General features: G+C 56.4%; 23 protein-coding genes. 10 read left to right on the forward strand and 13 right to left on the reverse strand.

Features of this window, described 5'->3' with window-relative positions; all coding sequences use genetic code 11:
* Positions 1–65 precede the first annotated feature (65 nt).
* Complete coding sequence (locus tag C1J03_RS04755) at positions 66–1352, forward strand: SPOR domain-containing protein (protein WP_114884232.1); 1287 nt, start codon at positions 66–68, stop codon at positions 1350–1352.
* A gap of 58 nt (positions 1353–1410) precedes the next feature.
* On the opposite strand, the gene C1J03_RS04760 is transcribed toward C1J03_RS04755, so the two are convergent.
* Positions 1411–2424 (reverse strand): hypothetical protein, encoded by a 1014-nt coding sequence (locus C1J03_RS04760; RefSeq protein ID WP_114884234.1) that lies wholly within the window; start codon positions 2422–2424, stop codon positions 1411–1413.
* 113 nt (positions 2425–2537) lie between these two features.
* Between C1J03_RS04760 and C1J03_RS04765 the strand changes: the two genes are divergently transcribed.
* Positions 2538–3008: a GNAT family N-acetyltransferase gene (locus C1J03_RS04765; protein WP_114888844.1), complete on the forward strand. Its 471-nt coding sequence runs from the start codon at positions 2538–2540 to the stop codon at positions 3006–3008.
* 7 nt (positions 3009–3015) lie between these two features.
* Here C1J03_RS04765 and C1J03_RS04770 read toward each other — a convergent pair whose 3' ends face one another.
* A complete protein-coding gene (locus tag C1J03_RS04770; protein ID WP_114884236.1) occupies positions 3016–4644 on the reverse strand; it encodes an AMP-binding protein in 1629 nt (542 codons plus the stop codon).
* Positions 4645–4739: 95 nt separating this feature from the next.
* Here C1J03_RS04770 and C1J03_RS04775 point away from each other — a divergent pair, with 95 nt between their 5' ends.
* The 3 genes from C1J03_RS04775 to C1J03_RS04785 all read left to right on the forward strand — a co-directional run bounded on the left by C1J03_RS04775 (position 4740) and on the right by C1J03_RS04785 (position 7260).
* The gene (locus C1J03_RS04775) at positions 4740–5687 is read left to right on the forward strand and encodes a DMT family transporter (protein WP_254694176.1); all 948 of its coding nucleotides are present in this window, start codon (positions 4740–4742) and stop codon (positions 5685–5687) included.
* Positions 5684–6331 (forward strand): sulfotransferase family 2 domain-containing protein, encoded by a 648-nt coding sequence (locus C1J03_RS04780; RefSeq protein ID WP_114884240.1) that lies wholly within the window; start codon positions 5684–5686, stop codon positions 6329–6331. The genes C1J03_RS04775 and C1J03_RS04780 overlap by 4 nt, the downstream gene beginning before the upstream one ends.
* 251 nt (positions 6332–6582) lie before the next feature.
* Positions 6583–7260: a Hint domain-containing protein gene (locus C1J03_RS04785; protein WP_162798444.1), complete on the forward strand. Its 678-nt coding sequence runs from the start codon at positions 6583–6585 to the stop codon at positions 7258–7260.
* A gap of 333 nt (positions 7261–7593) precedes the next feature.
* Here the strand turns inward: C1J03_RS04785 and C1J03_RS04790 are convergent, their stop codons facing one another.
* The 7 genes from C1J03_RS04790 to C1J03_RS04820 all read right to left on the reverse strand — a co-directional run bounded on the left by C1J03_RS04790 (position 7594) and on the right by C1J03_RS04820 (position 14985).
* Positions 7594–9798: a 3-hydroxyacyl-CoA dehydrogenase NAD-binding domain-containing protein gene (locus C1J03_RS04790; protein WP_114888845.1), complete on the reverse strand. Its 2205-nt coding sequence runs from the start codon at positions 9796–9798 to the stop codon at positions 7594–7596.
* A gap of 84 nt (positions 9799–9882) precedes the next feature.
* Positions 9883–10341: a hypothetical protein gene (locus C1J03_RS04795; protein ID WP_114884244.1), complete on the reverse strand. Its 459-nt coding sequence runs from the start codon at positions 10339–10341 to the stop codon at positions 9883–9885.
* Between the two features lie 2 nt (positions 10342–10343).
* Complete coding sequence (locus tag C1J03_RS04800) at positions 10344–11555, reverse strand: acetyl-CoA C-acetyltransferase (RefSeq protein ID WP_114884246.1); 1212 nt, start codon at positions 11553–11555, stop codon at positions 10344–10346.
* An 87-nt stretch (positions 11556–11642) separates the two neighbouring features.
* Complete coding sequence (locus C1J03_RS04805) at positions 11643–12281, reverse strand: glutathione S-transferase family protein (RefSeq protein WP_114884249.1); 639 nt, start codon at positions 12279–12281, stop codon at positions 11643–11645.
* A gap of 163 nt (positions 12282–12444) precedes the next feature.
* Complete coding sequence (locus tag C1J03_RS04810; protein WP_114884251.1) at positions 12445–12657, reverse strand: hypothetical protein; 213 nt, start codon at positions 12655–12657, stop codon at positions 12445–12447.
* Between the two features lie 44 nt (positions 12658–12701).
* The gene (locus C1J03_RS04815) at positions 12702–14483 is read right to left on the reverse strand and encodes an acyl-CoA dehydrogenase C-terminal domain-containing protein (RefSeq protein ID WP_114884252.1); all 1782 of its coding nucleotides are present in this window, start codon (positions 14481–14483) and stop codon (positions 12702–12704) included.
* A gap of 100 nt (positions 14484–14583) precedes the next feature.
* Positions 14584–14985, reverse strand: a complete 402-nt coding sequence (locus tag C1J03_RS04820; protein WP_114888846.1) for a MerR family transcriptional regulator — start codon at positions 14983–14985, stop codon at positions 14584–14586.
* Positions 14986–15211: 226 nt separating this feature from the next.
* Between C1J03_RS04820 and C1J03_RS04825 the strand changes: the two genes are divergently transcribed.
* On the forward strand, positions 15212–15958 hold the full coding sequence (locus tag C1J03_RS04825; protein ID WP_114884253.1) for a helix-turn-helix transcriptional regulator: 747 nt from the start codon (positions 15212–15214) through the stop codon (positions 15956–15958).
* 74 nt (positions 15959–16032) lie between these two features.
* The gene (locus tag C1J03_RS04830) at positions 16033–16302 is read left to right on the forward strand and encodes a hypothetical protein (RefSeq protein ID WP_114884254.1); all 270 of its coding nucleotides are present in this window, start codon (positions 16033–16035) and stop codon (positions 16300–16302) included.
* On the opposite strand, the gene C1J03_RS04835 is transcribed toward C1J03_RS04830, so the two are convergent.
* Positions 16291–16677, reverse strand: a complete 387-nt coding sequence (locus tag C1J03_RS04835) for a MerR family transcriptional regulator (RefSeq protein ID WP_114884255.1) — start codon at positions 16675–16677, stop codon at positions 16291–16293. The genes C1J03_RS04830 and C1J03_RS04835 overlap by 12 nt on opposite strands.
* Before the next feature lie 124 nt (positions 16678–16801).
* On the opposite strand from C1J03_RS04835, the gene C1J03_RS04840 reads away from it, so the two are divergent.
* Genes C1J03_RS04840 through C1J03_RS04850 form a run of 3 tightly spaced genes read left to right on the forward strand, consistent with a single transcriptional unit; the run spans position 16802 to position 19107 of the window.
* On the forward strand, positions 16802–17224 hold the full coding sequence (locus C1J03_RS04840; protein ID WP_114884256.1) for a PaaI family thioesterase: 423 nt from the start codon (positions 16802–16804) through the stop codon (positions 17222–17224).
* Positions 17221–17733, forward strand: a complete 513-nt coding sequence (locus tag C1J03_RS04845; protein ID WP_114884257.1) for a PaaI family thioesterase — start codon at positions 17221–17223, stop codon at positions 17731–17733. Before C1J03_RS04840 ends, C1J03_RS04845 begins: the two co-directional genes overlap by 4 nt.
* A 9-nt stretch (positions 17734–17742) precedes the next feature.
* The gene (locus tag C1J03_RS04850) at positions 17743–19107 is read left to right on the forward strand and encodes an MATE family efflux transporter (protein ID WP_114884258.1); all 1365 of its coding nucleotides are present in this window, start codon (positions 17743–17745) and stop codon (positions 19105–19107) included.
* On the opposite strand, the gene arsC is transcribed toward C1J03_RS04850, so the two are convergent.
* The 3 genes from arsC to C1J03_RS04865 are packed head-to-tail and all read right to left on the reverse strand — an operon-like array spanning position 19104 to position 20852.
* Positions 19104–19445, reverse strand: coding sequence for an arsenate reductase (glutaredoxin) (gene arsC / locus C1J03_RS04855; protein ID WP_114888848.1), 342 nt, complete (start codon positions 19443–19445; stop codon positions 19104–19106). The two genes, C1J03_RS04850 and arsC, sit on opposite strands and share 4 nt — an antisense overlap.
* On the reverse strand, positions 19442–20485 hold the full coding sequence (locus C1J03_RS04860; protein ID WP_114888847.1) for a quinone-dependent dihydroorotate dehydrogenase: 1044 nt from the start codon (positions 20483–20485) through the stop codon (positions 19442–19444). Before C1J03_RS04860 ends, arsC begins: the two co-directional genes overlap by 4 nt.
* Positions 20486–20501: 16 nt before the next feature.
* Positions 20502–20852, reverse strand: coding sequence for a DUF952 domain-containing protein (locus tag C1J03_RS04865; RefSeq protein ID WP_114888849.1), 351 nt, complete (start codon positions 20850–20852; stop codon positions 20502–20504).
* Positions 20853–20974: the final 122 nt, after the last annotated feature.

A 20974-nucleotide genomic window follows, 5' to 3' on the forward strand; every position in this document is an offset into this window, starting at 1 on the left:
GCGCGGATCGCTTTACAAGGAGCGTGAGCTTGGGGCATCGTACCCCATATTCTGCGGGGAATGTTATGAAACTTACTAGACTTATCGCAATTGGCATTATTTGGGGGTCCGTTGGCGCGCTGGCGCTAAACGCTCAAGATGTGCGGCCTGGCGATCAGCCTGCGGAGTTCCCGCCCGCGTCCTTCAAAGGCAATCAGTATGTTGACAGCAGGGGCTGTGTTTTCATCCGTGCAGGCATTGATGGCACCGTCAGCTGGATCCCACGGGTAACGCGGAACCGCACAGGCGTTTGTGGCTTCAAGCCGACATATGCAGGCACGGTGGAAACTGTGCCCCGGCCGGTCCCGGCCGATGCTCAGCAGATTACAAACACGCCTGCTGTCGCGACAGCCACCGTTAGACCTCAGCCCAAGCCGGCCCCGCAAGTTGTACGCCAAACCCCCAAAACCGTCGCAAAAGCTCCAGTTGCCGTTTCGCAAGCGCCCGTTACAACCAATGCTACCGTTGACACCGGATCCGTGGTTTGTCCGGGCGGGTCTGCGATAAGCCAGCGCTATACTGTTAGTACCGAGAGAAACCCGGTGCGTTGCGGCCCACAATCAGCTTCGATCATAGGTGCGCGGATTGGAACAGTGCCGCCGCCACCACAGGTGAAGAGCGCCAAGGTCGTGACAGAAAACACACCTATTACCGTCAATTCAAACACGCGGATTGTGCCGCGTCACGTTGCAGTTTCGCGGGTGAATACGACCAACGTGACCGTGCCAAAGGGATACCGCAGCGTTTGGGATGATGGCCGTCTGAACCCTCGCCGGGCTGAGCAAACATTGGCCGGGCATCGTGCGATGCAGCTGATTTGGACATCAACCGTACCGCGCCGCTTGATCAATCAAACCGGTGGCCAGGACGTGACCGCCAAAGAACCCCTTGTCTATCCCTACACCAACTACCAAACACAGCAGCAAGAGCTTGGTGAAGTAACAATAGTGCAGCGCAACGGCACGACCGCCAAACGGTTGGTGCGCAAGCCAAGTACTGTGCAGCCGGTTTATTCCAGTCGATCTGCGCCGAAGCAAACCACATCAACAACGCAACGCCGTGCTACGCCAAAGGCTGAAGCGGCCGGTAAGGGTTTTGTTCAGGTGGGCAGTTTCGATGATGCCGCATCGGCACAGGCGCAGGCTAAGAAGGTGCAGCGTCTAGGCCTTCCGGTTCGGATCGGGCGCTATACTCGCGATGGTAAGACGACGCGCTTGGTGATTGCCGGTCCATTTGGTGGGCAAGGGGCGGTCGATCATGCGGTATCGCAGCTTAAGGGCGCAGGATTTTCTGGAGTTTTTGCACGCCGCTGATGACAGCTAAAATCGTGAAAACGAGGCCTGTTGGAGAACATCCAGCAGGCCTTTTTTGTTACCCACCGCAGATGCTTTGCAGGCGAAGCCAATCCCCGTCCGTCAAAAGAGGCTCCGTGTTTTTGCCTTGCATCGGATCACCTTCAACCAGCTCAAGAACGGTTTCTCCGGTAATGTCGCGCGCCATAGCATAAGGTGTGCTGCGCAGCTGAGCAGTGCCGAACAATTCTAACAATGGCTGATCTTTGGGCGGCGCGGCGGGATGGCTTAACAAATGCTCTGCATAGGCATCCAGTGTTTCAGGGGCCAGATCGCCGGTGGTTAACAGGCGAAAGTTTTCCCATGGGCCGGCCACCGACAAAAGTGGGCGCAGGGGATCAAGGGTGGCTCGGCGGCTGACCTCGGCCAGAATATAACCCGCAGCAACATCGGGTTCTTCATAATCCTCTATAACACTCCGGTTAATCACAATCAGCCCACCCGGCAAATGTAGCGCAGGTTGCGTAAGGTTGGGCAGAACTGCCAAGCGGGAAACCCCTAGCCGCAGGCCCAACCGGGTCAGCGCCGCACTTCCAACGGCGTCAGAGCATCTTGGGCCGGATACGCGCTGCAACCGGTCTAAAAGCGCTGTGCCCAAACTCTTGCGTTTAACCTGTGGAACAACGCGCAGGGTGTTGTCCTGCATCGCACCGGGCAGCCAAAACACACCCAACGCCAGTACCGCTGCAATGGACAAGCCTACACCCAGAAACCGCAAGCGACCGGGGCGGGGCCGCGTACGATTAACCGCCCGGCGCAGCTTTTCGATGGCCGCGATCATAACGGTCTCGTTCTCTGGCAGCTCTAGCGTTTCCGAGGTGTCGCCGTCGGGGTGAAAAATCGCTGGGTATTCGTCCGGATTAACCCGGGCAACGGCCGCCAGCGACCAATGGGTGATCGCCTGATCTTTGCTGTCTGAAATCATCAGTGTCGCGTCCCCGATGGAGACTATCACCTCACGGCGCTGGGCTTGGGCGTCGGGGCGCCACAGCCCGGTCGCTTCGATCCGGTCGTATTTTGTGAGGGCGGTCATGAGGTCGGTTGCACTGCCGTATTGTTTGCGTTCTTGTTTTGCCCAGACTGTAGCACTTGATTGTCATGGAGCAATGGGAGCTGAGCGGAACAGATGATAAAGAAAGCGATGAAATGAAATTTGAGCTGGCAACAGAGGCTGACATTCCCGCCTTGGTGGAAATTTGGCATGACGGTTGGCATCAGGCCCATGCGGAAGTTGTGCCGCAAGCGTTGGTTACCCGCCGCGTTCGGGCGGAATTTGACCCCCGAGTGCGCGCGCATTTGGGGCAAACCCGCGTTGCGCATGAGGATGGTCAGGTGGCGGGGTTTTTCATGTTGGACGGCGATGAGATTTATCAGTTCTATCTCGCAAGAGCGTTTCAGGGCCGCGGGAAGGCCCGCCCGCTGTTGATGGCTGCCGAAAGCGCGCTGGGGGCAGGGCACAAGTGGCTGGCCTGCAGCGTTGGCAATACTCAAGCGGCGGGGTTTTATGAAGCGTGCGGGTGGCACCGGGCCGCGACGCTGCCGTATGAAGTCGAAACATCTGATGGCCCTTTGGTGATCAATGTCTGGCGCTACGAAAAACTGCTGCGCGCAGATTGAGCCACCTTCAGAGGGTTGCCGCCAGTTTGCGCAATTCGAATTTTTGGATCTTGCCGGTCGACGTTTTTGGCAATTCTTGAAATACGACTGTTTTTGGGGCTTTGAAGCCGGCCAGCGTTTCGCGGGCAAAAGCGATCAGGGTTGCCTCATCTACATCCGTACCGGGTTTTAGCTCGACAAAGGCGCAAGGCACTTCTCCCCATTTGTCATCTGGTTTGGCGACCACAGCGGCAAGGTTCACGTCCGGATGACCCATCAACACCCCTTCGACTTCCACGGAAGAGATGTTTTCGCCGCCAGAAATGATGATGTCTTTGGCGCGATCCGCGATTTGGATATAGCCGTCTGGATGCTGCACCGCGAGGTCCCCTGAGTGGAAATAGCCACCCGCGAACGCTTCTTGGGTGGCGGTAGGGTTCTTGTAATATCCCTTCATCACCGAGTTACCGCGCATCATGATTTCGCCCTGTTTGGTTGCGTTGCGCGGTACTTGGGTCATCTCTTCGTCCATGACGGTGATGTGTTCCATCATCGGAAAAGCCACCCCTTGGCGTGCCTTGATCGCGGCCTTTGCGGCGGTGTCGAGCCCGTCCCAGTCCTCAGCGCGCCAAATGCATTCGGTCACGTGGCCGTAGGTTTCAGTCAGACCGTAAACTTGGGTCACATTAAACCCAAGCGCCTCGATCTTGGTGAGGGTGGCGGGGGCAGGTGGCGCGCCCGCGGTGAAAACTTCGACAGTATGATCAAAAGCGCGCCGCTCTGTTTCGGGCGCGTTAACCAACATGTTCAAGACAATGGGCGCGCCGCCAAAATGCGTCACACCTTCGTCTGCGATGGCGTTGTAAATTGCAGGCGCTGTGATGTCGCGACAGCAAACCAACGTGCCGCCGATCATTGGCATCATCCATGTGTGGTTCCAGCCGTTACAGTGAAACAGTGGCACAATCGCCATAAACACTGGGTGCAGGACCATCCGCCAAGAGACAACCGTTCCCATCGTCATCAGATACGCACCGCGGTGATGATAAACCACGCCCTTGGGCCGCCCAGTGGTGCCCGAAGTATAGTTTAGCGCGAGGCTTTCCCATTCGTCCTTTGGCATATGCCACGTGTGAGCGGGATCGCCGCTGGCGAGTGTGTCCTCATAGGTGGGGTGACGGCCTGTGGCGGGATAACCGGCGCTTGCATCGGGGACTTCGACGATCTGCGGCGGAACGCCTTGCATCCGGGCACTTGCGGCTTCGGCTAGTTCAACGAATTGAGTATCTGCCAATACGACCTTTGCTGCGCCGTGCTCAAAGATATACGCGACCGTATCGATATCGAGCCTGGTGTTGATTGTATTGAGCACCCCACCGCAAGCGGGCACGCCAAAATGCGCTTCGGCCTGCGCAGGCAAATTTGGGATCAGCGTGGCGACAACATCACCGGGGGCCACACCCATCGCTGCCATCGCAGAGGCCAGTTGGCTACAACGCGCGTGATATTGCGCATAGGTAATCCGGTGTTCACCATAAATAACGGCCACCCGATCAGCGAACACATCCGCCGCACGCGTCAGATGCGACAGCGGCGTTAAGGCCACAAAGTTAGCGTCGCATTTATCCAGCCCCGTTTCGTCCTGCATCCAGCCCATGTGTCGCCTCCCCTTGTGTCCAAACAGTTTAGGGGTTGAGTATTATGCTGCAAGCGGTTCTCTGAAAGAGGAGAAATGACGAAAGTGAGCAATAAGTGACATCAAGCGCGGTGAAGCCAGGGCTGGCAGCCCTAAGCGTGGTTGGAGGTATGGCAACGCTTGGGCTGACGGACAACTTCGTGCCCTATATCTCGGCGCGCGGATCGCTGTGGCAGTTCCATATGCTGCGCGGGGTGCTGGCTGTTGCGCTGTTGTGCCTGATTGCGGCTATGGGCTTTGGCGTTCTGCGGCCGTTGCGGGTTTGGGCCGTGTTGGGACGAAGCTTTTTTCCGGCCACTGCGATGCTAATTTACTTTGGGTGTTTGTCTGTGCTGCCGATCGGCGTGGTGGTCGCGGGGCTTTTTACGGCACCTTTGTTTGTGTTGATCATCTCAGTGGTGTTTCAGGGGCGCCGAGTCGGGCCCGTCAGGTGGGGTGCTGTGATCATTGGCTTTGTAGGTGCACTTTTGGTGATCCGCCCTGATCCATCGGCGCTTGATCCGGTGGCGTTCTTGCCGATAGTCGCGGCTGTGTTTTACGCCATTGGTGCAGTGGCCACGCGTGCGTGGTGCGAGGGCGAAAGCACATTGAGCTTATCCGCAGGTTTTTTTGGAATGCTGGCGGTATTTGGTGCAATCGGCACGCTGCTGTTGCCGGTGGGCGGGCCTGAGGGCTTTGACGGCTTTGTACTACGCGGCTGGGTGCCACTGGACGGTGCGATGCTGTTTTGGATCGCGGTGCAAGCGGTGGGCTCGCTTTTGGGCATTGGCCTTATATTTCGCGGTTACTTGGTCGGCGATGCAAGCCACGTCGCGGTGTTTGAGTATTCCTTGCTGATCTTCGCTAGTTTCTGGGCATGGGTGTTGTGGGGCGAGGTTGTTGAACCGTTGGCATATCTCGGGATGGGGCTGATTGCTTTGGCGGGAACGGTGATTGCCTTGCGATCCAAGGGGCCAGAGCCCTTAGGGGCCACAACTACAGCTGATGTGGGGGCGGGCCTATGATCTTGTCTGTTGGGCGGCGTTACGTCTTTATCCACATTCCCAAAACTGGTGGCACCTCCATGGCACTGGCGCTTGAAGCGCGGGCGATGAAGGATGACATCATGCTGGGCGACACGCCCAAGGCGCTCAAAAGACGCGGGCGCGTAAAAGGGGCTGCGACGGCGGGGCGTCTTTGGAAGCATTCTACGCTTGCCGATATCGACGGGTTGGTTCCCGAGGATACACTGTCAGGCCTTTTTACTTTTACGCTCGTGCGCAATCCTTGGGACCGGGTGGTCAGCTATTATCATTGGCTGCAAGTGCAGGGGTTTGATCATCCCGCCATCGCCCTTGCCAAAACGCTCGATTTCGAAGGGTTCTTATTGCACCCGACAACGCAAACCGCGCTGCGCAACAGCCCGGCGTCCAGCTATATGACGGATGCGCAAGGGAAAGAGCGTTGCGATGCTTATATCCGCTTGGAACATTTTGCGGAGGATGTGGCCCCATTGGAGGCCCATCTGGGATTTGGCCTAAACTTGCCCCGTGAGAACCGATCTGAGCGAGTACCGTACCAAGATGTATACACGCCCAAGTTGAGGGATTTGGTTGGAGCGCTTTGCGCGTCCGATATTGCGCGGTTTGGGTACCGATTCGAAGTTTGAATTGCGCCATTTTGCACAAGGTCGGACAGGCGAATTGGTTAATGATTCCTTCTCACCGCCACATTTGATTTCGAGAATTCCGCCTAAGCTGGCCCGTAATCAGTAGTTAATTCATAGGATTGCTATCGATCGTGGAAACAATGCCCTAATTTTGCCCCGTTCTTGACCAGCCAGTGCCCAGAGAATCACAACATATGGTTTCATACGACAATGCACTGCTGCCAATGGTGCCTCATCATGGGGATGAAAAAATGTTTGGATGGAAAATGACGATACAACACCACCACCGTTCCACTGAAACAACGGGTGCCTTCGATGGCGGCCGGAGCCAATTGACCCATGGTTTGATGGCCGGCACAAACGTGGCTTCAAACCTTGGATGGCGTGCGATCGACGCGTTGGCCGTGGGTGACAAAGTGTTGACGTTTGACAACGGCATGAAGGAAATCACGGAAATTCGCCGCGTTTCTATGTGGATTGATGCTGCGGACACAGAAGAAGCTTTATGGCCTGTGATTGTTCCAGCCGAGGTTCTTGGCAACCGCGATGAGCTGGTGTTGCTTGGCGATCAAGGTGTGCTGGTCGAAAGCGATGCTGTGTCTGATGCGCATGGCGATCCGTTTGCTGTGATCCCCGCCTGCGCCTTGGTTGGCGTGCGTGGTATCCACCGTCGCCAGCCACAGCAACACGTAGAGCTGATCGCAGTTCATTTTGAAAAAGAGCAGATCATCTACGCAGAAGGCGGCGCTTTGCTGCACTGCCCCCGTGATATGTCGACTTTGGACAAGTTCCTTGACCAACCAGACTCTGCTTATGATGTGCTCAGCATCAAGGACGCCGCGTTCCTTGCGGAATGCCTCGTGGTCGAAGATCAGATCACAACGACGGGTGGGTGGACAGACGCACGCAGTGCGGTGATGGCCTGCTGAGTCCAAAACACTGTTTCTGGCCTTTTGGAGGAGGCTGGATACTTTTATACTGCCAAGTCGAAAAGGGTCGCACCGGGCGGCCCTTTTTTTGTGCATTACACTTGTGTGATCCTGCTTGATGCTTGGCTGGATCTAACCGGGTCTCGGCAATCGGTGCATAGAAAGTGACTGATGCAGTCCGCCACAGTTGGGTGACGTAAACACGACGCAGAAAACGGCAGGTTGGGTTGGTTTGAATTTGAAATGATTGGAAAAGGCATGTGGGCGGGAAAGCCGCCGGATCATAGAGCCACGTAAAAAGGGGCACCGCAGCGCCCCTTTTTTGTTGTCAGTTTAGGCGGCTTTAGCGGCCTCTGGATCAAAGCGTTCGTAAAAGCTCTGACCTTTGGCTGCCATTTCGCGCAGCAGGTCAGGGCATCTGAAACGCGGACCGAATTGCGCTTCTAACGCGTCGCAGCGTTCTGCCGCATAGGGTGTGCCGATCATGTCGAGCCAGCTGAGCGGGCCACCCGACCATGGCGCAAAGCCCCAGCCAAGGATCGCGCCCACGTCGCCTTCGCGGATGTCCATCAACACGCCTTCTTCGAGCGCCCGCACGGCTTCAAGTACCTGAACAAACATCAACCGGTCCTGTACATCCTGCAGCGCAGGTTGCGTATCCGCGTGTGGATATTTTTCCTGCATGCCGGTCCAATACCCCTGCCGCTTGCCCTTTTCGTCATACTCAAAGAAACCGGCCTTGGATTTGCGACCCAGACGCCCAAGTTCTTCCATCCAAAAGATCAGATTGTCAGCTTCGCTGGCAGGATAGGCATCGCCCATCGCTGCTTTTGTCGCGCGCGCAATCTTGGCACCCAGATCAATCGAGGTTTCGTCAGTAAGCTGCACCGGGCCGACGGGAAAACCCATCAGTTTGGCTGCGTTGTCGACCAGCGCCGGTGCGACGCCTTCGGTGATCATACGCGCGCCTTCGTTGACGTATGGGATGATACACCGGTTGGCGTAGAAGAAGCGTGCATCATTGACCACGATGGGCGTTTTGCGAATTTGACGCACATAATCAAGTGCTTTGGCCACAGCCCGGTCACCGGTATTGCCGCCTTTGATAATCTCAACCAGCAGCATTTTCTCAACAGGGGAGAAGAAGTGGATGCCAATGAACTGTTCCTGACGCGAAGACGCTTTAGCTAGCTCAGTGATTGGCAAGGTGGAGGTATTAGAGGCAAAAATGCAGTCGTCGGGGATCACAGCTTCGACCTTTTGGGTCATTTCGGCCTTCACCTTGGGGTCCTCAAACACGGCCTCAATGATCAGATCGCAGCCCTTGAGCGCGTCCAAGTCTGTGGTCGCCGTGATCAGGCCCAATGCGGCTTCTTTCTTCTCTGGCGTGGCCTTTTTGCGGGCAATACCTTTGTCGAAATAGGTGGCGGTGTAAGATTTGCCACGATCCGCTGCTTCTTGGCTCTGATCGATCAAAACAACTTCGATACCTGCCTGTACGGAAACCAGCGTAATGCCAGCGCCCATCATGCCTGCGCCCAAAACGCCAAGCTTTTTGACCCGTTGATCTGGGACACCGGCAGGACGCACAGCGCCTTTTTCCAGCGCCTCTTTGTTCAAGAATAGCGAGCGGATCATCGCAGCGGATGACGGATCCATCAAAATATGCGTGAACCAGCGTGCCTCAATCTTGAGCGCGGTGTCGAAATCGACCATCGCACCTTCATAGACCGCCGACAGCAGCGCTTTGGCGGCTGGATAGACCCCTTGGGTTTTGCCGTTCACCATCGCGCTGGCACCTACAAAGGTCATAAAACCCGCTGGGTGGTAGGGCATGCCTCCGGGCATCTTGTACCCTTTCGCGTCCCACGGCTTTACCAGATCAGCGTCTTTGGCTGACAAAACCCATGCGTGGGCCGCGGCCATCGGGTCATCGGATACCTCGTCGATGATCCCTGCGCGGAGCGCTGCATCAGGCGAAACCAACTTGCCTTCGAGCAAAAAGGGCGAGGCCGCCATTGCACCCATCTTGCGGACAAAGCGCGTTGTGCCACCGGCACCGGGGAAGATACCCACCATGATTTCGGGCAAACCAATGCGGGCTTTTGGATTGTTGGCCGCAAAAATGCGGTGTGTGGCCAGCGGCAGTTCGAGGCCAATGCCAACGGCGGTGCCGGGCAGTACACAGACAATCGGCTTGCCGCCCTTAAGCGTCTTTGGATCCATGCCTGCGCGTTCAATCTTGCGCAGCAGGGCGTGCATTTTCATGGTGCCCTCAAACAGGCCCTTTGCCGGGTCATCGCCCGCGTCGGCTTTCATCTTGGCCAGCAGGTTTAGATCCATCCCGCCGGCAAACGATCCGTCCTTGCCGGATGTGATGATCACGCCCTTTACGGCGTCATCGCCCAAAGCTTGGTCCACAAGCGTGCCAAGCTCTTCCAGGCCCTCAAAGGACATGACGTTCATGCTTTTGTCGGCCACGTCCCACGTTAGGACGGCAACGCCATGGCTATCGGTGTTCATTGTAAAGTCGGTCATCAAGATGTCTCCGAGATTATTCAGTTTCATATTTCACCGGGCGTAAGGTCGCCCGTCAGCATTCTCTTTATGTCGGGTCGCCGTTTAGGCGTGCCCTGTTGTCTTGTGCAGGATGCGCCCCATCCCGACATTGGGATCCAGCGCAATATAGGATCGGCAGACCGCCCACTCTCCGTTTATCCGCCTTAGAATCGACTGGACCGGGTAGGGGTGTTCAAGCACATGCGCACCACACAACATGCGGGTCTCGTGCATGCAGTCGATCTCATCTGAAGCGGTAAATGTGGCTACCAGACAGGTCCGAATGTGATCTGTGACTGCTTTGGTGGCCAAGAACGTACAGGTGCCATCAAAGACTTCGCGCAGATCGCTATGATCGTTCAGCGTGGTGGTTGGGCCAAAGCCAAAAATGGTATGCGGTACGTTGATCATTCGGGCAAAGCAGTCAAAATCGCGCATCTCATAAGCAACGCAAATCCTGTCCAGCATCTCTTGATAGATTTGCTGTGCCACTTCGTCCGAATTCTCAAGTTCATTTACCAATATCAGACCCGTTCGATGATGGTCGCGGCCCCCATTCCAGATGCGATGCACAAGGTGGCAAGGCCAACTTCTTTGTCGGCACGCTCCAGCTCGTCCAGCAGGGTGCCGATGATCATGGCCCCGGTCGCGCCAAGTGGGTGACCCATCGCGATGGAACCGCCATTCACGTTGACCTTGTCATGATCCACATCAAACGCTTGCATGAAGCGCATAACGACAGCGGCAAAAGCTTCGTTCACTTCGAACAAATCAATGTCTTTGATGTCCATGCCGTTGTCTTCGAGGATCTTTTTGGTAACGGGCACAGGACCGGTCAGCATGATTGTTGGATCGGTGCCGATCTTGGCGGTAGCGCGGATCCGGGCGCGGGGTTTCAACCCGTATTTTTCGCCGAATTCCTTGTTACCGATCAGCACGGCTGCAGCCCCGTCCACGATGCCTGATGAATTCCCGGCGTGGTGGATGTGGTTGATCCGCTCAAGATGCGGGTACTTCATGGTGGCGACTTTATCGAAACCGGGCATGACCTCGCCCATAGCCTGAAAGGCTGGGTTTAGCGCGCCAAGGGACTGCATGTCGGTTTGGGGCCGCATGTATTCGTCATGGTCAAGGATCGGCAGACCGTTTTGGTCGCGAATGGTGATAACAGATTTCGCAAACCGATTGTCGTCCCATGCCATCTTTGCCCGGCGCTGGGATTCTACAGCCAGTTGGTCTGCCTGTTCGCGGGTAAATCCGTACTCGGTTGCAATGATATCGGCGGAAATGCCTTGGGGAACAAAGTATTTATCCATTGCCAGCGTTGGATCCACGGCAATCGCGGCCCCGTCGCTGCCCATGGGCACCCGGCCCATCATCTCAACACCGCCAGCAATGTAGCCCATGCCGGCGCCTGCTTTGACTTGGTTGGCAGCAAGGTTGACCGCCTCCATGCCGCTTGCGCAGAACCGGTTGATGGCAAGGCCGGGAATGCGTTCATCGAGATCTGATGCCAGCACGGCCGAGCGAGCAAGGCAGCCGCCTTGTTCCATGACTTGTGTGACATTGCCCCAGATCACATCCTCAACGGCGTGACCCTCAAGGTTGTTGCGCTCCTTGACCGCATTCAAGGTAAGCGCACTCAGCCGTAGCGATGTTAGTTCGTGCAGCGCGCCATCTTTGCGTCCTTTGCCACGCGGCGTGCGCAGCGCGTCGTAGATGTATGCTTCGGTCATCGGAAACTCCTTCGTTGTCGTCATATTACAAGCACTTGCCCAATGACGGGCTGTCTTGCTGTTGATTAGGTGTCTGTTGGTCCTAACTCAGGCCCGATCAGCGGGGGAGCCGGGCATCAGATCATAGGGGGCTTTCCAGTTGGGTTCTTGGGACAACCGGGTCAGCCATGCATCGATATGCGGCCAGTCGCTGCGTGAAAATCCATATGGTTCGGGATAATAGAGATACCCACAGCAGCTTAGGTCCGCATTGGTGACGCCGTTGCCCACAATCCAATCGCGGGTTTCGAGGTGGTCATTGAGCACCGCATAGGCAGCTTTGAGACGGCCTTGCATGAAGCCAATCACTTCTGCTGGGCGTTTGTCTTCGGGGATGAAATTCATCAAAAAGCGGGTCATACCAGCGTTAGAGCTGAGCTTGTGATTGTCCCACAGCACCCAGCGCAAAATCTCGCGACGCTCAGTGGAATCCTGACCGCCGAACTTGCCAGATTTCTCACTGATATAGTCCTGGATAACGCCCGATTGGGTCAGTTGCAGATCACCGTCCACCATGACAGGGACTTCGCCCATTGCATTGACCGTTGCGCGGTAATCGGGTGCGCGTGTCTCTCCGCCAAAGAAATCAACTTTCACAGGCTCCCATTCAAGGCCTGATAATTGCAGCGCCAAAGCCGCCTTATACGCATTACCGGATTCGCCGAAGCAGTGTAGTTTGATGGTCATCTGTTGATCCTTGTTAGCGATGTGGAGACAGGGGTTTTATGCCCCCGTTGGCGTCATTCTTGAATGGCAAAGCCCAGTTGTGCCGCAGATGTGTCGCATCGTGAGGTGCGGGGCTGGGGGGCGCATTTGAGCAGTGTCAGTCTTCAAACACTTTGAAAAAGTCTTACCTTTTTCTCCCTTCGAGTTCTGAATTGAACAGACGCAGACGCGCGATCAGATTTTCCTCATTGATGACACTGCCGAAGTTTTCAAAAAGAAACGACAGCGCCTCGCCTTCGTCCAACCCCGCGTCGCCGCTGAACTTCTTCAACCGACGATATCCGTCTTCGGTCATTGCAACGGGGAAACGACGGGTTAGGCGAAAGCGTTTAGGCATGGATGCTCCGGAATAGGGGCAGGGGGCACGCGGCCCCGCTGCCGTTAAAAGTTTGCCGCGTCCAGTGCCATCACCGTGTCTGCGCCCGATTGAATGCGGGTCAGATGCAGAGACGTCGCAGGCAATTGGCGTGCCATGTAGTAGCGACCGGTCGCGAGCTTCGTCTCAAAGAATGCGGTGTCTGTGGTACCACCCGCAAGGGCCTCTTTTGCCGCCAAGCCCATTTTCGCCCACATCAGACCCAGACACACATGGCCGAACATATGCATAAAGTCATTGGAGCCTGACAAAGCGTTGTTGGGGTTCTTCATGCCGTTTTGCATGAAATACATGCCCGCCGCCTGCAAATCCTTGCTGGCTGCTTTGAGTGGCTCAAGGAAAGAGGCATCAAATTCCGCATCTTGGCCTGCTTTGTCTTTTACAAAGCTCTTTACCAGATCGAAAAATGCCATCACATGCTTGCCGCCGTCTTGGGCCAGTTTGCGGCCCACCAGATCAAGCGCTTGTACGCCATTGGCACCCTCGTAGATCATCGCAATGCGCGCATCACGGGTGAACTGGGACATGCCCCATTCCTCGATATAGCCGTGGCCGCCGTAGACTTGTTGGGCTTTGACGGTCATGTCGTAACCTTTGTCGGTCAGAAAACCCTTAATAACCGGGGTCAGCAGCGACACGAGGCCATCGGCGTCTTTGTCTTTGCCGCGGTGAGCGGCGTCGATCAGCATGGCACCCCAAAGGATGAAAGCACGTCCTCCTTCGACAAAACTCTTTTGGTCCAAAAGCGAGCGCCGGATATCGGGATGCACAATGAGTGGATCGGCGGGTTTGTCGGGAAATTCAGCTCCAGTTACCGCGCGACCCTGTAGGCGGTCGTTGGCATAAATTACAGCGTTTTGATAGGCGACCTCGGCTTGCGCAAGGCCTTGCTGGCCCACGCCCAGACGCGCTTCGTTCATCATGGTGAACATGGCGCGCATGCCTTTGTGCTCTTCGCCCAGCAGGTACCCGGTGGCACCGTCGTAGTTCATCACGCAGGTCGAGTTGCCGTGGATGCCCATCTTTTCTTCGATAGATCCGACAGTCACTTCATTGCGGGCACCCAACGATCCATCTTCGTTCACGGCGAATTTTGGAACGATGAACAACGACACACCTTTGATGCCTTCAGGACCGCCTTCGATCTTGCCAAGTACCAGATGGATAATGTTATCGGCCATGTCATGCTCACCCGAGGAGATGAAGATTTTCTGTCCGGTGATCTTGTAGCTGCCGTCGCTTTGCGGGGCCGCTTTGGTGCGCATCAGGCCCAGATCGGTCCCACAATGTGGCTCCGTCAGGTTCATGGTGCCAGTCCATTCGCACGACACCATGTTGGGCAGGTACATGTCTTTTTGGGCGTCCGTACCGTGGGCGAGGATCGCAGAGGCCGCACCGTGGGTAAGGCCGTGATACATGGTAAATGCTTGATTGGATGAGGAAAAGAGTTCCCCGACAGCGGCGCCTAGCACATAAGGCATATTTTGCCCACCGTATTGCTCGGGCATATCAAGACCGGTCCATCCACCGTTGCGCACTTGATCGAATGCTTCTTTGAAGCCCTTTGGCGTATAAACCACACCATTTTCTAACCGGCATCCTTCGGTATCGCCAACTGCGTTCAGCGGTGCCAGCACATCAGACGTCAGCTTGCCGGCTTCTTCAAGAATGGCACCGGTGAAATCACGCTCAAGCTCATCATAGCCAGGTGTGGCGGCTTCGTTGATTTTGAGGACATCGTGCAAGACGAATTGCATGTCTTTGGTAGGGGCTGTGTAGCTTGGCATCCGGATCTCTCCCTTAGAGGTCGTATCGTGATCAGTTTGAAGGAGCGCAGCCTGCCGCGTGATAGGGGCTGCGCTTGTTATTCGGGGTCAAAACGCCGTCTTATTCGGCAGCGTTTCGTGTAATTTTCATGGAGGCGATCATCTTTTCCCCCCATTTCAGTTGATTGCGCAGCTCGTCGATGGATTGTGTTAATTCATCGCGTTGGATTTCCATTTCGGACAGGCGACTGCGGGCTATTTCATAGGTCCGTGCGATCTGGGTCTGTTGTTGATCGCCCATATGATAAAGGTCTAGCAGCTGTCGGATTTCTTCCAGCGAAAAGCCAAAGCGCTTGCCGCGCAGGATCAGCTTGAGCCGGGCGCTGTCGCGTCTGGTGAACAGTCGCTTCTGCCCATGTCTGATTGGGAACAACAGTTCCTTGGCTTCGTAAAAACGCAGGGTCCGCGGTGTGACATCATACGCATCACACATTTGGCGGATCGTCATAGTGTCAGTTGTCATTTTCATCACTCTCATCAGAAAAATCTCGTTTCTGATTGGAAACTGGGTGTTCGGATATCGGCTTACAATGGTCTGCCTAGTTGACGTAAGTCGGACGTTACGTCACTTTGGAGCCTTACGTGAGGGCGGGCCACGTAAGGTACCGCTTTTGCAAAGGGTTGCGCGGCTTTTGCATTGAGCGCAGCATAAGACAGCGCCGTGACGGTGCCCGTTGATCGGAGCCACGATGGCAGAAAAACAATCTTTGAGCGGCTTTCTAGCTCAGTGCCGCAGCACGCAAACCACGCAGGATTTGTGGCACGATGCGCTGGATTTTTTCCACGGCTGTGGCATCGCCATGGTCAGCTATCACATGGAAGATGCAGAACGGCCTGGCGGGCGCAGTGAGGGCTTCGTTGAGGATGGCTTTCCGGAAGCGTGGATCTGTCATTACATCGAAGCTGAGCTGTTGCTGGTTGATCCGCTGCCACAACTTGCCCGACAGTTGGGCCGCCCGTTTCTTTGGTCAGAGATGGAAAAACTCACCACCCTCAGCAAAGCGGGGCGCGCCTTTATGCACGACCGTGCCGAGTTGGTGACATGCGATGGGATTGCGATGCAGGTCTTTGGGCCAAATTTGCGCAATGCCCATGTGGCGCTGGGGTTTGCCGAAGGCATGCCAGTTTTGAAGCCAGAAGAGATATTCGAACTTCAGTGCGCAGCTCATATCGCTCATATCCGGTATTGCGAGCTCACAGAGGTTTCGCACGAAACCCCTACGCGTCTGTCTCCGCGCGAATTGGAGATATTGCGGTGGATCGCGCGTGGGAAAAGCAATTCGGTCATTGCGGAGATATTGGGCATCTCTCGGCATACCGTCGATACCATGGCGCGGCGCGTTTTTGAAAAGCTGGATGTTAACGACCGGACCACGGCAGCCATTCGCGGCTTGGGTTCTGGTTTGTTGCATTACCGTGATGGGGCAGTGGTGTAGCGCAGCTGCGTGACATGAACTTTGGGGCGCGGCACCTAAGTAGCATTGCATTAGGGTTTAACCAGGAACTGAATATGTGTGCTTATTTGAAGATATCGCTCGGCAGTGACGTAGCGGTTGGAAAAACGGGATTAAAATCCAAGTTAAGTGGGGCTGATTCCAGCGCTCCAACCATGGATACGTTGCTTGCAGCATCCAAAGCGGTCGAGACAGTCGCTTTTGATGTGGCGTCGACCCAGCCTGACACCGTTGTCTCAGATCTTATTTTGATCGCCGCTGATCTTGAGCGGTTGGCTCGGAGAATCTCAGGTCTTCCACCAGCCAAGCTGTGCTCAGACGCCTGACAAGGCCTTTGCGGTGTCATCGCGGAGTTTCTGAAGCTCTGCGATCGCCGTGTTCAGTTGCGCCTTTTGCTCTGCAAGTTCGGCCAATTGGCCATCGGCAAGGTTGATCCACGCCTGCATCTGCGCTGTTGTGCCTTCGTTTTCATAGATCAATAGCCATTGCCGGATGTCTTCCAGCGCAAACCCAAACTTGCGACCACGCAGGATCAACTCCATGCGGGCGCGTTCACGGGGGCCATAGTGTCTGCTGCGGCCATCCCGATCAGGGTGCAACAGTTCGATGTATTCGTAGTAGCGCAGGGTACGGGGCGTCACGTCAAATTTGGCGCACATTTCCTTGAACGTCAGGCGGCTTGCTGTTGCATCTTTGGTCATGTCGGCTCCTCCGCTTAAAGGACAGGCTAGATCGTCGCGTGGCTCGGTGCAACACCGGGACTTGCCCTTTGGTTGACGGTACGGTGTAACGGCAAGGTACCGCGTACTCAAAAGGTCTCACATCATGTCCGACAGGAGCCAACTGGCCCGGCAGTTCATTCGAACACTGCCCCATAGCGTAGCGCTAGGCATGGAGGTTGTGGAACTCCACGACGGTGTGGCTGTCTTTACGATGCCATATGCCGAAAAGTTGATTGGGGATCCTAAAACCGGCGTGATCCATGGCGGGGCAGTCTCTGCGTTGATGGATACATCCTGCGGCGCCGCCGTGATGTGCCATTCCAGCAATCCAACGGGCACCGCAACAATTGATCTGCGCATCGATTATATGCGGACTGCCACGCCTGGGCAGACAATCACAACGCGCGCGACCTGCTATCATATTACCCGCTCGGTCGCTTTTGTGCGCGCAGTGGCGACGGACGAAGATGAGGGTAATCCTGTGGCCACAGCCACCGGCACCTTTACCGTCGAGGCGTCGCAATGAGCCCCCGCCGCCCGCCTGAGCCCGTTCAGATCGTCAAGCAGCGCCGCGATGCTGCCTTGCACGCATTGGTCAGTGGTGTGCCGTATATCCAATACATGGGCATCAAATTCGAGCGTCGAGGCGATGAGCTTACTGGAGTTTTGCCGTTTCGGGACATGTTGATCGGTAACCCAATGCTGCCGGCTATCCATGGTGGGGTGACGGCGGCATTCCTTGAGGTAACGGCGATCATCACGCTCAGTTTGACCTACCTGTGGGAAGACCTCGAATCTGGGGAACTCGACATGGAAGGGATGAAGCCCGAAGACCTGCCACGTTTGCCCAAGACGGTTGATTTCACCGTTGATTATCTCCGCTCAGGCCTGCCGCGTGATGCCTATGCGCGCGCCAGCATCAACCGATCCGGACGCCGCTACGCCAGTGTTCATGTTGAGGGTTGGCAGGATAATCGCGCCCGCCTTTTTGCGCAGGCGACCGGTCATTTTGTTATGCCGCAGCGGCGTGACTGACGCCTCGCCATGAGTGCTGAACCCACCGCAGCTGAGCTTCGTGCCATTGCGCGCGGCACCGTTGACCCCAAAGACGTAATCACCCACAAACGTGTGCTCAACATTGCTCTGCCGATCGTTTTATCCAACGCTACCGTGCCGATCTTGGGCCTTGTTGATACCGGGGTCGTCGGCCAGATCGGGCTTGCCGCGCCAATCGGGGCTGTGGGCCTCGGCGCGATTGTGCTGTCATGGTTTTATTGGATGTTCGGGTTCCTGCGCATGGGGACCGTCGGGCTGACGGCCCAAGCCGTCGGTGACGGCGATGACGGCGAAGTGGCAGCATTGCTGACACGTGCGCTGATGATCGGGTTGGGGGCAGGGGCCGTACTGATCGCAGTGCAGACATTTCTGTTCTGGGCGGCCTTTGCAGTGTCGCCAGCTAGTGCAGAAGTTGAGGGTTTGGCCCGGCAATATGTTTCCATTCGCATCTGGTCCGCACCCGCGGCGATTGCGCTTTACGGCATCACCGGCTGGTTGATTGCACAGGAACGCACACGGGCCGTGTTGGTCATCCAACTTTGGATGAACGGGCTGAATATCTTGCTGGATTTGTGGTTCGTGCTTGGGCTGGACTGGGGTGTGTCGGGCGTCGCCATCGCGAGCTTGATTGCGGAGTGGTCGGGCTTGGCTCTTGGTCTTTGGTTTTGTCGCGAAGCATTTAACGTGCCTGCATGGCGCGATTGGGTGCAGGTATTTGACCGAGGGCGGTGGGTTAATATGATGTCGGTGAACGCGGATATCATGATCCGCTCGCTGTTGCTGGAAGCGATGTTTGTGTCGTTCCTCTTCCTAGGATCAGGTTTGGGCGATGTTCGGTTGGCGGCCAATCAGGTATTGCTGCAATTTCTAATGATCACAGCCTATGCTCTCGATGGTTTTGCGTTTTCTGCGGAGGCTCTTGTTGGCCGAGCTATGGGCGCTGGGCAACGGATGGTCTTGCGTCGTTCGGCGTTGTTGACCTCGGGATGGGGGTTATTGTCATGCACTGCGATGACGTTGGCCTTTGCATTTGCCGGTGGCGCGATCATTGATCTGATGGCTAAATCGCCCGAGGTGCAGCAAGCCGCGCGCGTTTATCTACCTTATATGATCGCGGCCCCGCTGGCGGGCTGGGCTGCCTGGATGCTGGACGGCATATTCATCGGCGCCACGCGCAGTCGCGATATGCGCAACATGATGGCGTTGTCCTTTGTGATTTATCTGGTGGCGTTGGCGCTGCTGGTGCCGACGCTGGGCAATCACGGGCTGTGGTTGGCGTTGTTGATCAGCTTTGTCGCGCGCGGGCTGACGTTGGGCGTGCGCTACCCCGCGCTTGAACGTGCAGCGGGTTAAAGAAGCTCCAGCACGGCCTCGGGTGGCCGGCCAATGACAGCGCGGGAGCCCTGAAACGCGATAGGCCGTTCGATCAGAATGGGGTGGTCTGCCAAGGCTTGCACAAGCGTCTTAGGGGGGCTGTCAGGGGTAAGACCAAGCTCTTTGAAAACTGCTTCACCGCGGCGCATCAATTCGATGGGCGCGATGTCTAGCGCGGTAATCGCGGCCTCGATCTCGATCACGTTTGGGACGTCCAACAAATACCGCCGCACTGTCAATGGCACATCGCCCTTCATCAACAGGGCAAGTGCCGCCCGCGATTTTGAGCAGCGTGGATTGTGCCAAAGGGTGATCACAGCCAATCGCTCCGCTTGGTGCCGACTGCCTCTGCGACCGTTGCAAATCCATCCTGCGCCAGCAGATCATCGAGGCCTCGTGCGATGTCGCCCACCATTGATATGCCGCCAAACACCAACGCCGTATATATCTGCACGGCGGCAGCCCCGGCGCAGATCTTGGCATAGGCATCTGCAGCCGACGCAATGCCGCCCACACCGATTAACGGAATATCCGTAAGCGTGGAAAGCTGCGCCAGAACATGGGTGGAGCGATCAAACAACGGCGCACCGGACAGCCCACCCGCCTCGGTTGCATGCGGGCTCTGGAGACCCTCGCGCGACAGGGTCGTGTTTGTGGCGATTATCGCCGCGACACCAGCATCGCTCGCCACTTCGGCCACATCAGCAATTTCAGCATCCGTCAGGTCAGGTGCGATTTTTAGGAAAACGGGCGTAACACCGCGCACTTCCATTACACCTTCCAACAGGGCGGCGAGGGCGGCTTTGCCCTGCAGGTCGCGCAGTTTTTCGGTGTTAGGGGAGGATACGTTCACGGTGGCAAAATCAACGTGATCACGGGCGGCTTCCATCACTTGGGCAAAGTCATGTGCACGGTCAGGGGAGGTCTTGTTCGCGCCGAGGTTCAGCCCGACAGGGATGCTACGCTCCGCATCTGCCAGCCGCGCGCAGATCGCGCCCATGCCATCGTTGTTAAAACCAAAGCGGTTGATCGCCGCACGGTCTTGGGTCAGGCGAAACAGCCGGGGACGCGGATTGCCGGGTTGTGGGTGTGGGGTGGCGGCTCCAACTTCGATAAACCCAAAGCCTGCGTTGCTGAGCTGGGTGATCACAGTTGCGTTTTTGTCAAAGCCGGCCGCCAACCCGATGGGGTTTGGCATTTCGATCCCAGCCACTCTTGTTCGTAAACGCGGCGAGGTTATGGGCCCGGGTGCCGGAGCAAGGCCTGCACGCAGTGCCTTGATCGCCAACCCATGCGCCGTTTCAGGATCAATCCGGTGCAGGGCAAGCAGCCCCATCTTTTCCATCAACCGTTGCATCAGAATTTTGGGCCGATCAAACGGAAGCTTCCACAAGACCGGCGGGAAATTGATGCACGCCATCTTTCAGAGGCAGCGGTTGCGCCCAGTAAACGTCTCTAAGCTGCATCTCGCGGTAAAGATGCGGAAAGAGCGCGTCGCCGCGTGAGGCTTCCCATTTCAGGTCTTCGCCCAAAGGGACGGGATCGACGGCAACCAGGAACAGATCGTCTTGATTGGCGAAATGCTTTGCCGCAGTCTCGGGGGCCTGTTGGGCGGTCGAGAAATGCACAAATCCATCGCTGATATCAATCGGCGCTCCGGCCGTTTCACCATTCTTGCGCAGGGCGATCCATTCTGGTTCGCGAAATATCTTGAAAATCAACATGGTTCGGTGATGCCTGCACAGGTAACGCAGGTCAAGGGGGCGCTTTGATGTCACATCCTCTTTGACAGCCGCACAAGGCCGGGTCAGGGTGGTGCCATAAATCAACCTTTTGGGGGTAAACC

The sequence above is a fragment of the Sulfitobacter sp. SK012 genome, assembly GCF_003352085.1.
Classification (GTDB): domain Bacteria; phylum Pseudomonadota; class Alphaproteobacteria; order Rhodobacterales; family Rhodobacteraceae; genus Sulfitobacter.

Bases quoted from the DNA above. Each gene is read 5' to 3' on its own strand.
- C1J03_RS04755 (WP_114884232.1), top strand. From the start codon at position 66: ATGAAACTTACTAGACTTATCGCAATTGGCATTATTTGGGGGTCCGTT.
- C1J03_RS04760 (WP_114884234.1), bottom strand. From the start codon at position 2,424: ATGACCGCCCTCACAAAATACGACCGGATCGAAGCGACCGGGCTGTGG.
- C1J03_RS04765 (WP_114888844.1), top strand. From the start codon at position 2,538: ATGAAATTTGAGCTGGCAACAGAGGCTGACATTCCCGCCTTGGTGGAA.
- C1J03_RS04770 (WP_114884236.1), bottom strand. From the start codon at position 4,644: ATGGGCTGGATGCAGGACGAAACGGGGCTGGATAAATGCGACGCTAAC.
- C1J03_RS04780 (WP_114884240.1), top strand. From the start codon at position 5,684: ATGATCTTGTCTGTTGGGCGGCGTTACGTCTTTATCCACATTCCCAAA.
- C1J03_RS04785 (WP_162798444.1), top strand. From the start codon at position 6,583: ATGTTTGGATGGAAAATGACGATACAACACCACCACCGTTCCACTGAA.
- C1J03_RS04790 (WP_114888845.1), bottom strand. From the start codon at position 9,798: ATGACCGACTTTACAATGAACACCGATAGCCATGGCGTTGCCGTCCTA.
- C1J03_RS04800 (WP_114884246.1), bottom strand. From the start codon at position 11,555: ATGACCGAAGCATACATCTACGACGCGCTGCGCACGCCGCGTGGCAAA.
- C1J03_RS04805 (WP_114884249.1), bottom strand. From the start codon at position 12,281: ATGACCATCAAACTACACTGCTTCGGCGAATCCGGTAATGCGTATAAG.
- C1J03_RS04810 (WP_114884251.1), bottom strand. From the start codon at position 12,657: ATGCCTAAACGCTTTCGCCTAACCCGTCGTTTCCCCGTTGCAATGACC.
- C1J03_RS04815 (WP_114884252.1), bottom strand. From the start codon at position 14,483: ATGCCAAGCTACACAGCCCCTACCAAAGACATGCAATTCGTCTTGCAC.
- C1J03_RS04820 (WP_114888846.1), bottom strand. From the start codon at position 14,985: ATGACAACTGACACTATGACGATCCGCCAAATGTGTGATGCGTATGAT.
- C1J03_RS04825 (WP_114884253.1), top strand. From the start codon at position 15,212: ATGGCAGAAAAACAATCTTTGAGCGGCTTTCTAGCTCAGTGCCGCAGC.
- C1J03_RS04830 (WP_114884254.1), top strand. From the start codon at position 16,033: ATGTGTGCTTATTTGAAGATATCGCTCGGCAGTGACGTAGCGGTTGGA.
- C1J03_RS04835 (WP_114884255.1), bottom strand. From the start codon at position 16,677: ATGACCAAAGATGCAACAGCAAGCCGCCTGACGTTCAAGGAAATGTGC.
- C1J03_RS04840 (WP_114884256.1), top strand. From the start codon at position 16,802: ATGTCCGACAGGAGCCAACTGGCCCGGCAGTTCATTCGAACACTGCCC.
- C1J03_RS04845 (WP_114884257.1), top strand. From the start codon at position 17,221: ATGAGCCCCCGCCGCCCGCCTGAGCCCGTTCAGATCGTCAAGCAGCGC.
- C1J03_RS04850 (WP_114884258.1), top strand. From the start codon at position 17,743: ATGAGTGCTGAACCCACCGCAGCTGAGCTTCGTGCCATTGCGCGCGGC.
- C1J03_RS04860 (WP_114888847.1), bottom strand. From the start codon at position 20,485: ATGCAACGGTTGATGGAAAAGATGGGGCTGCTTGCCCTGCACCGGATT.
- C1J03_RS04865 (WP_114888849.1), bottom strand. From the start codon at position 20,852: ATGTTGATTTTCAAGATATTTCGCGAACCAGAATGGATCGCCCTGCGC.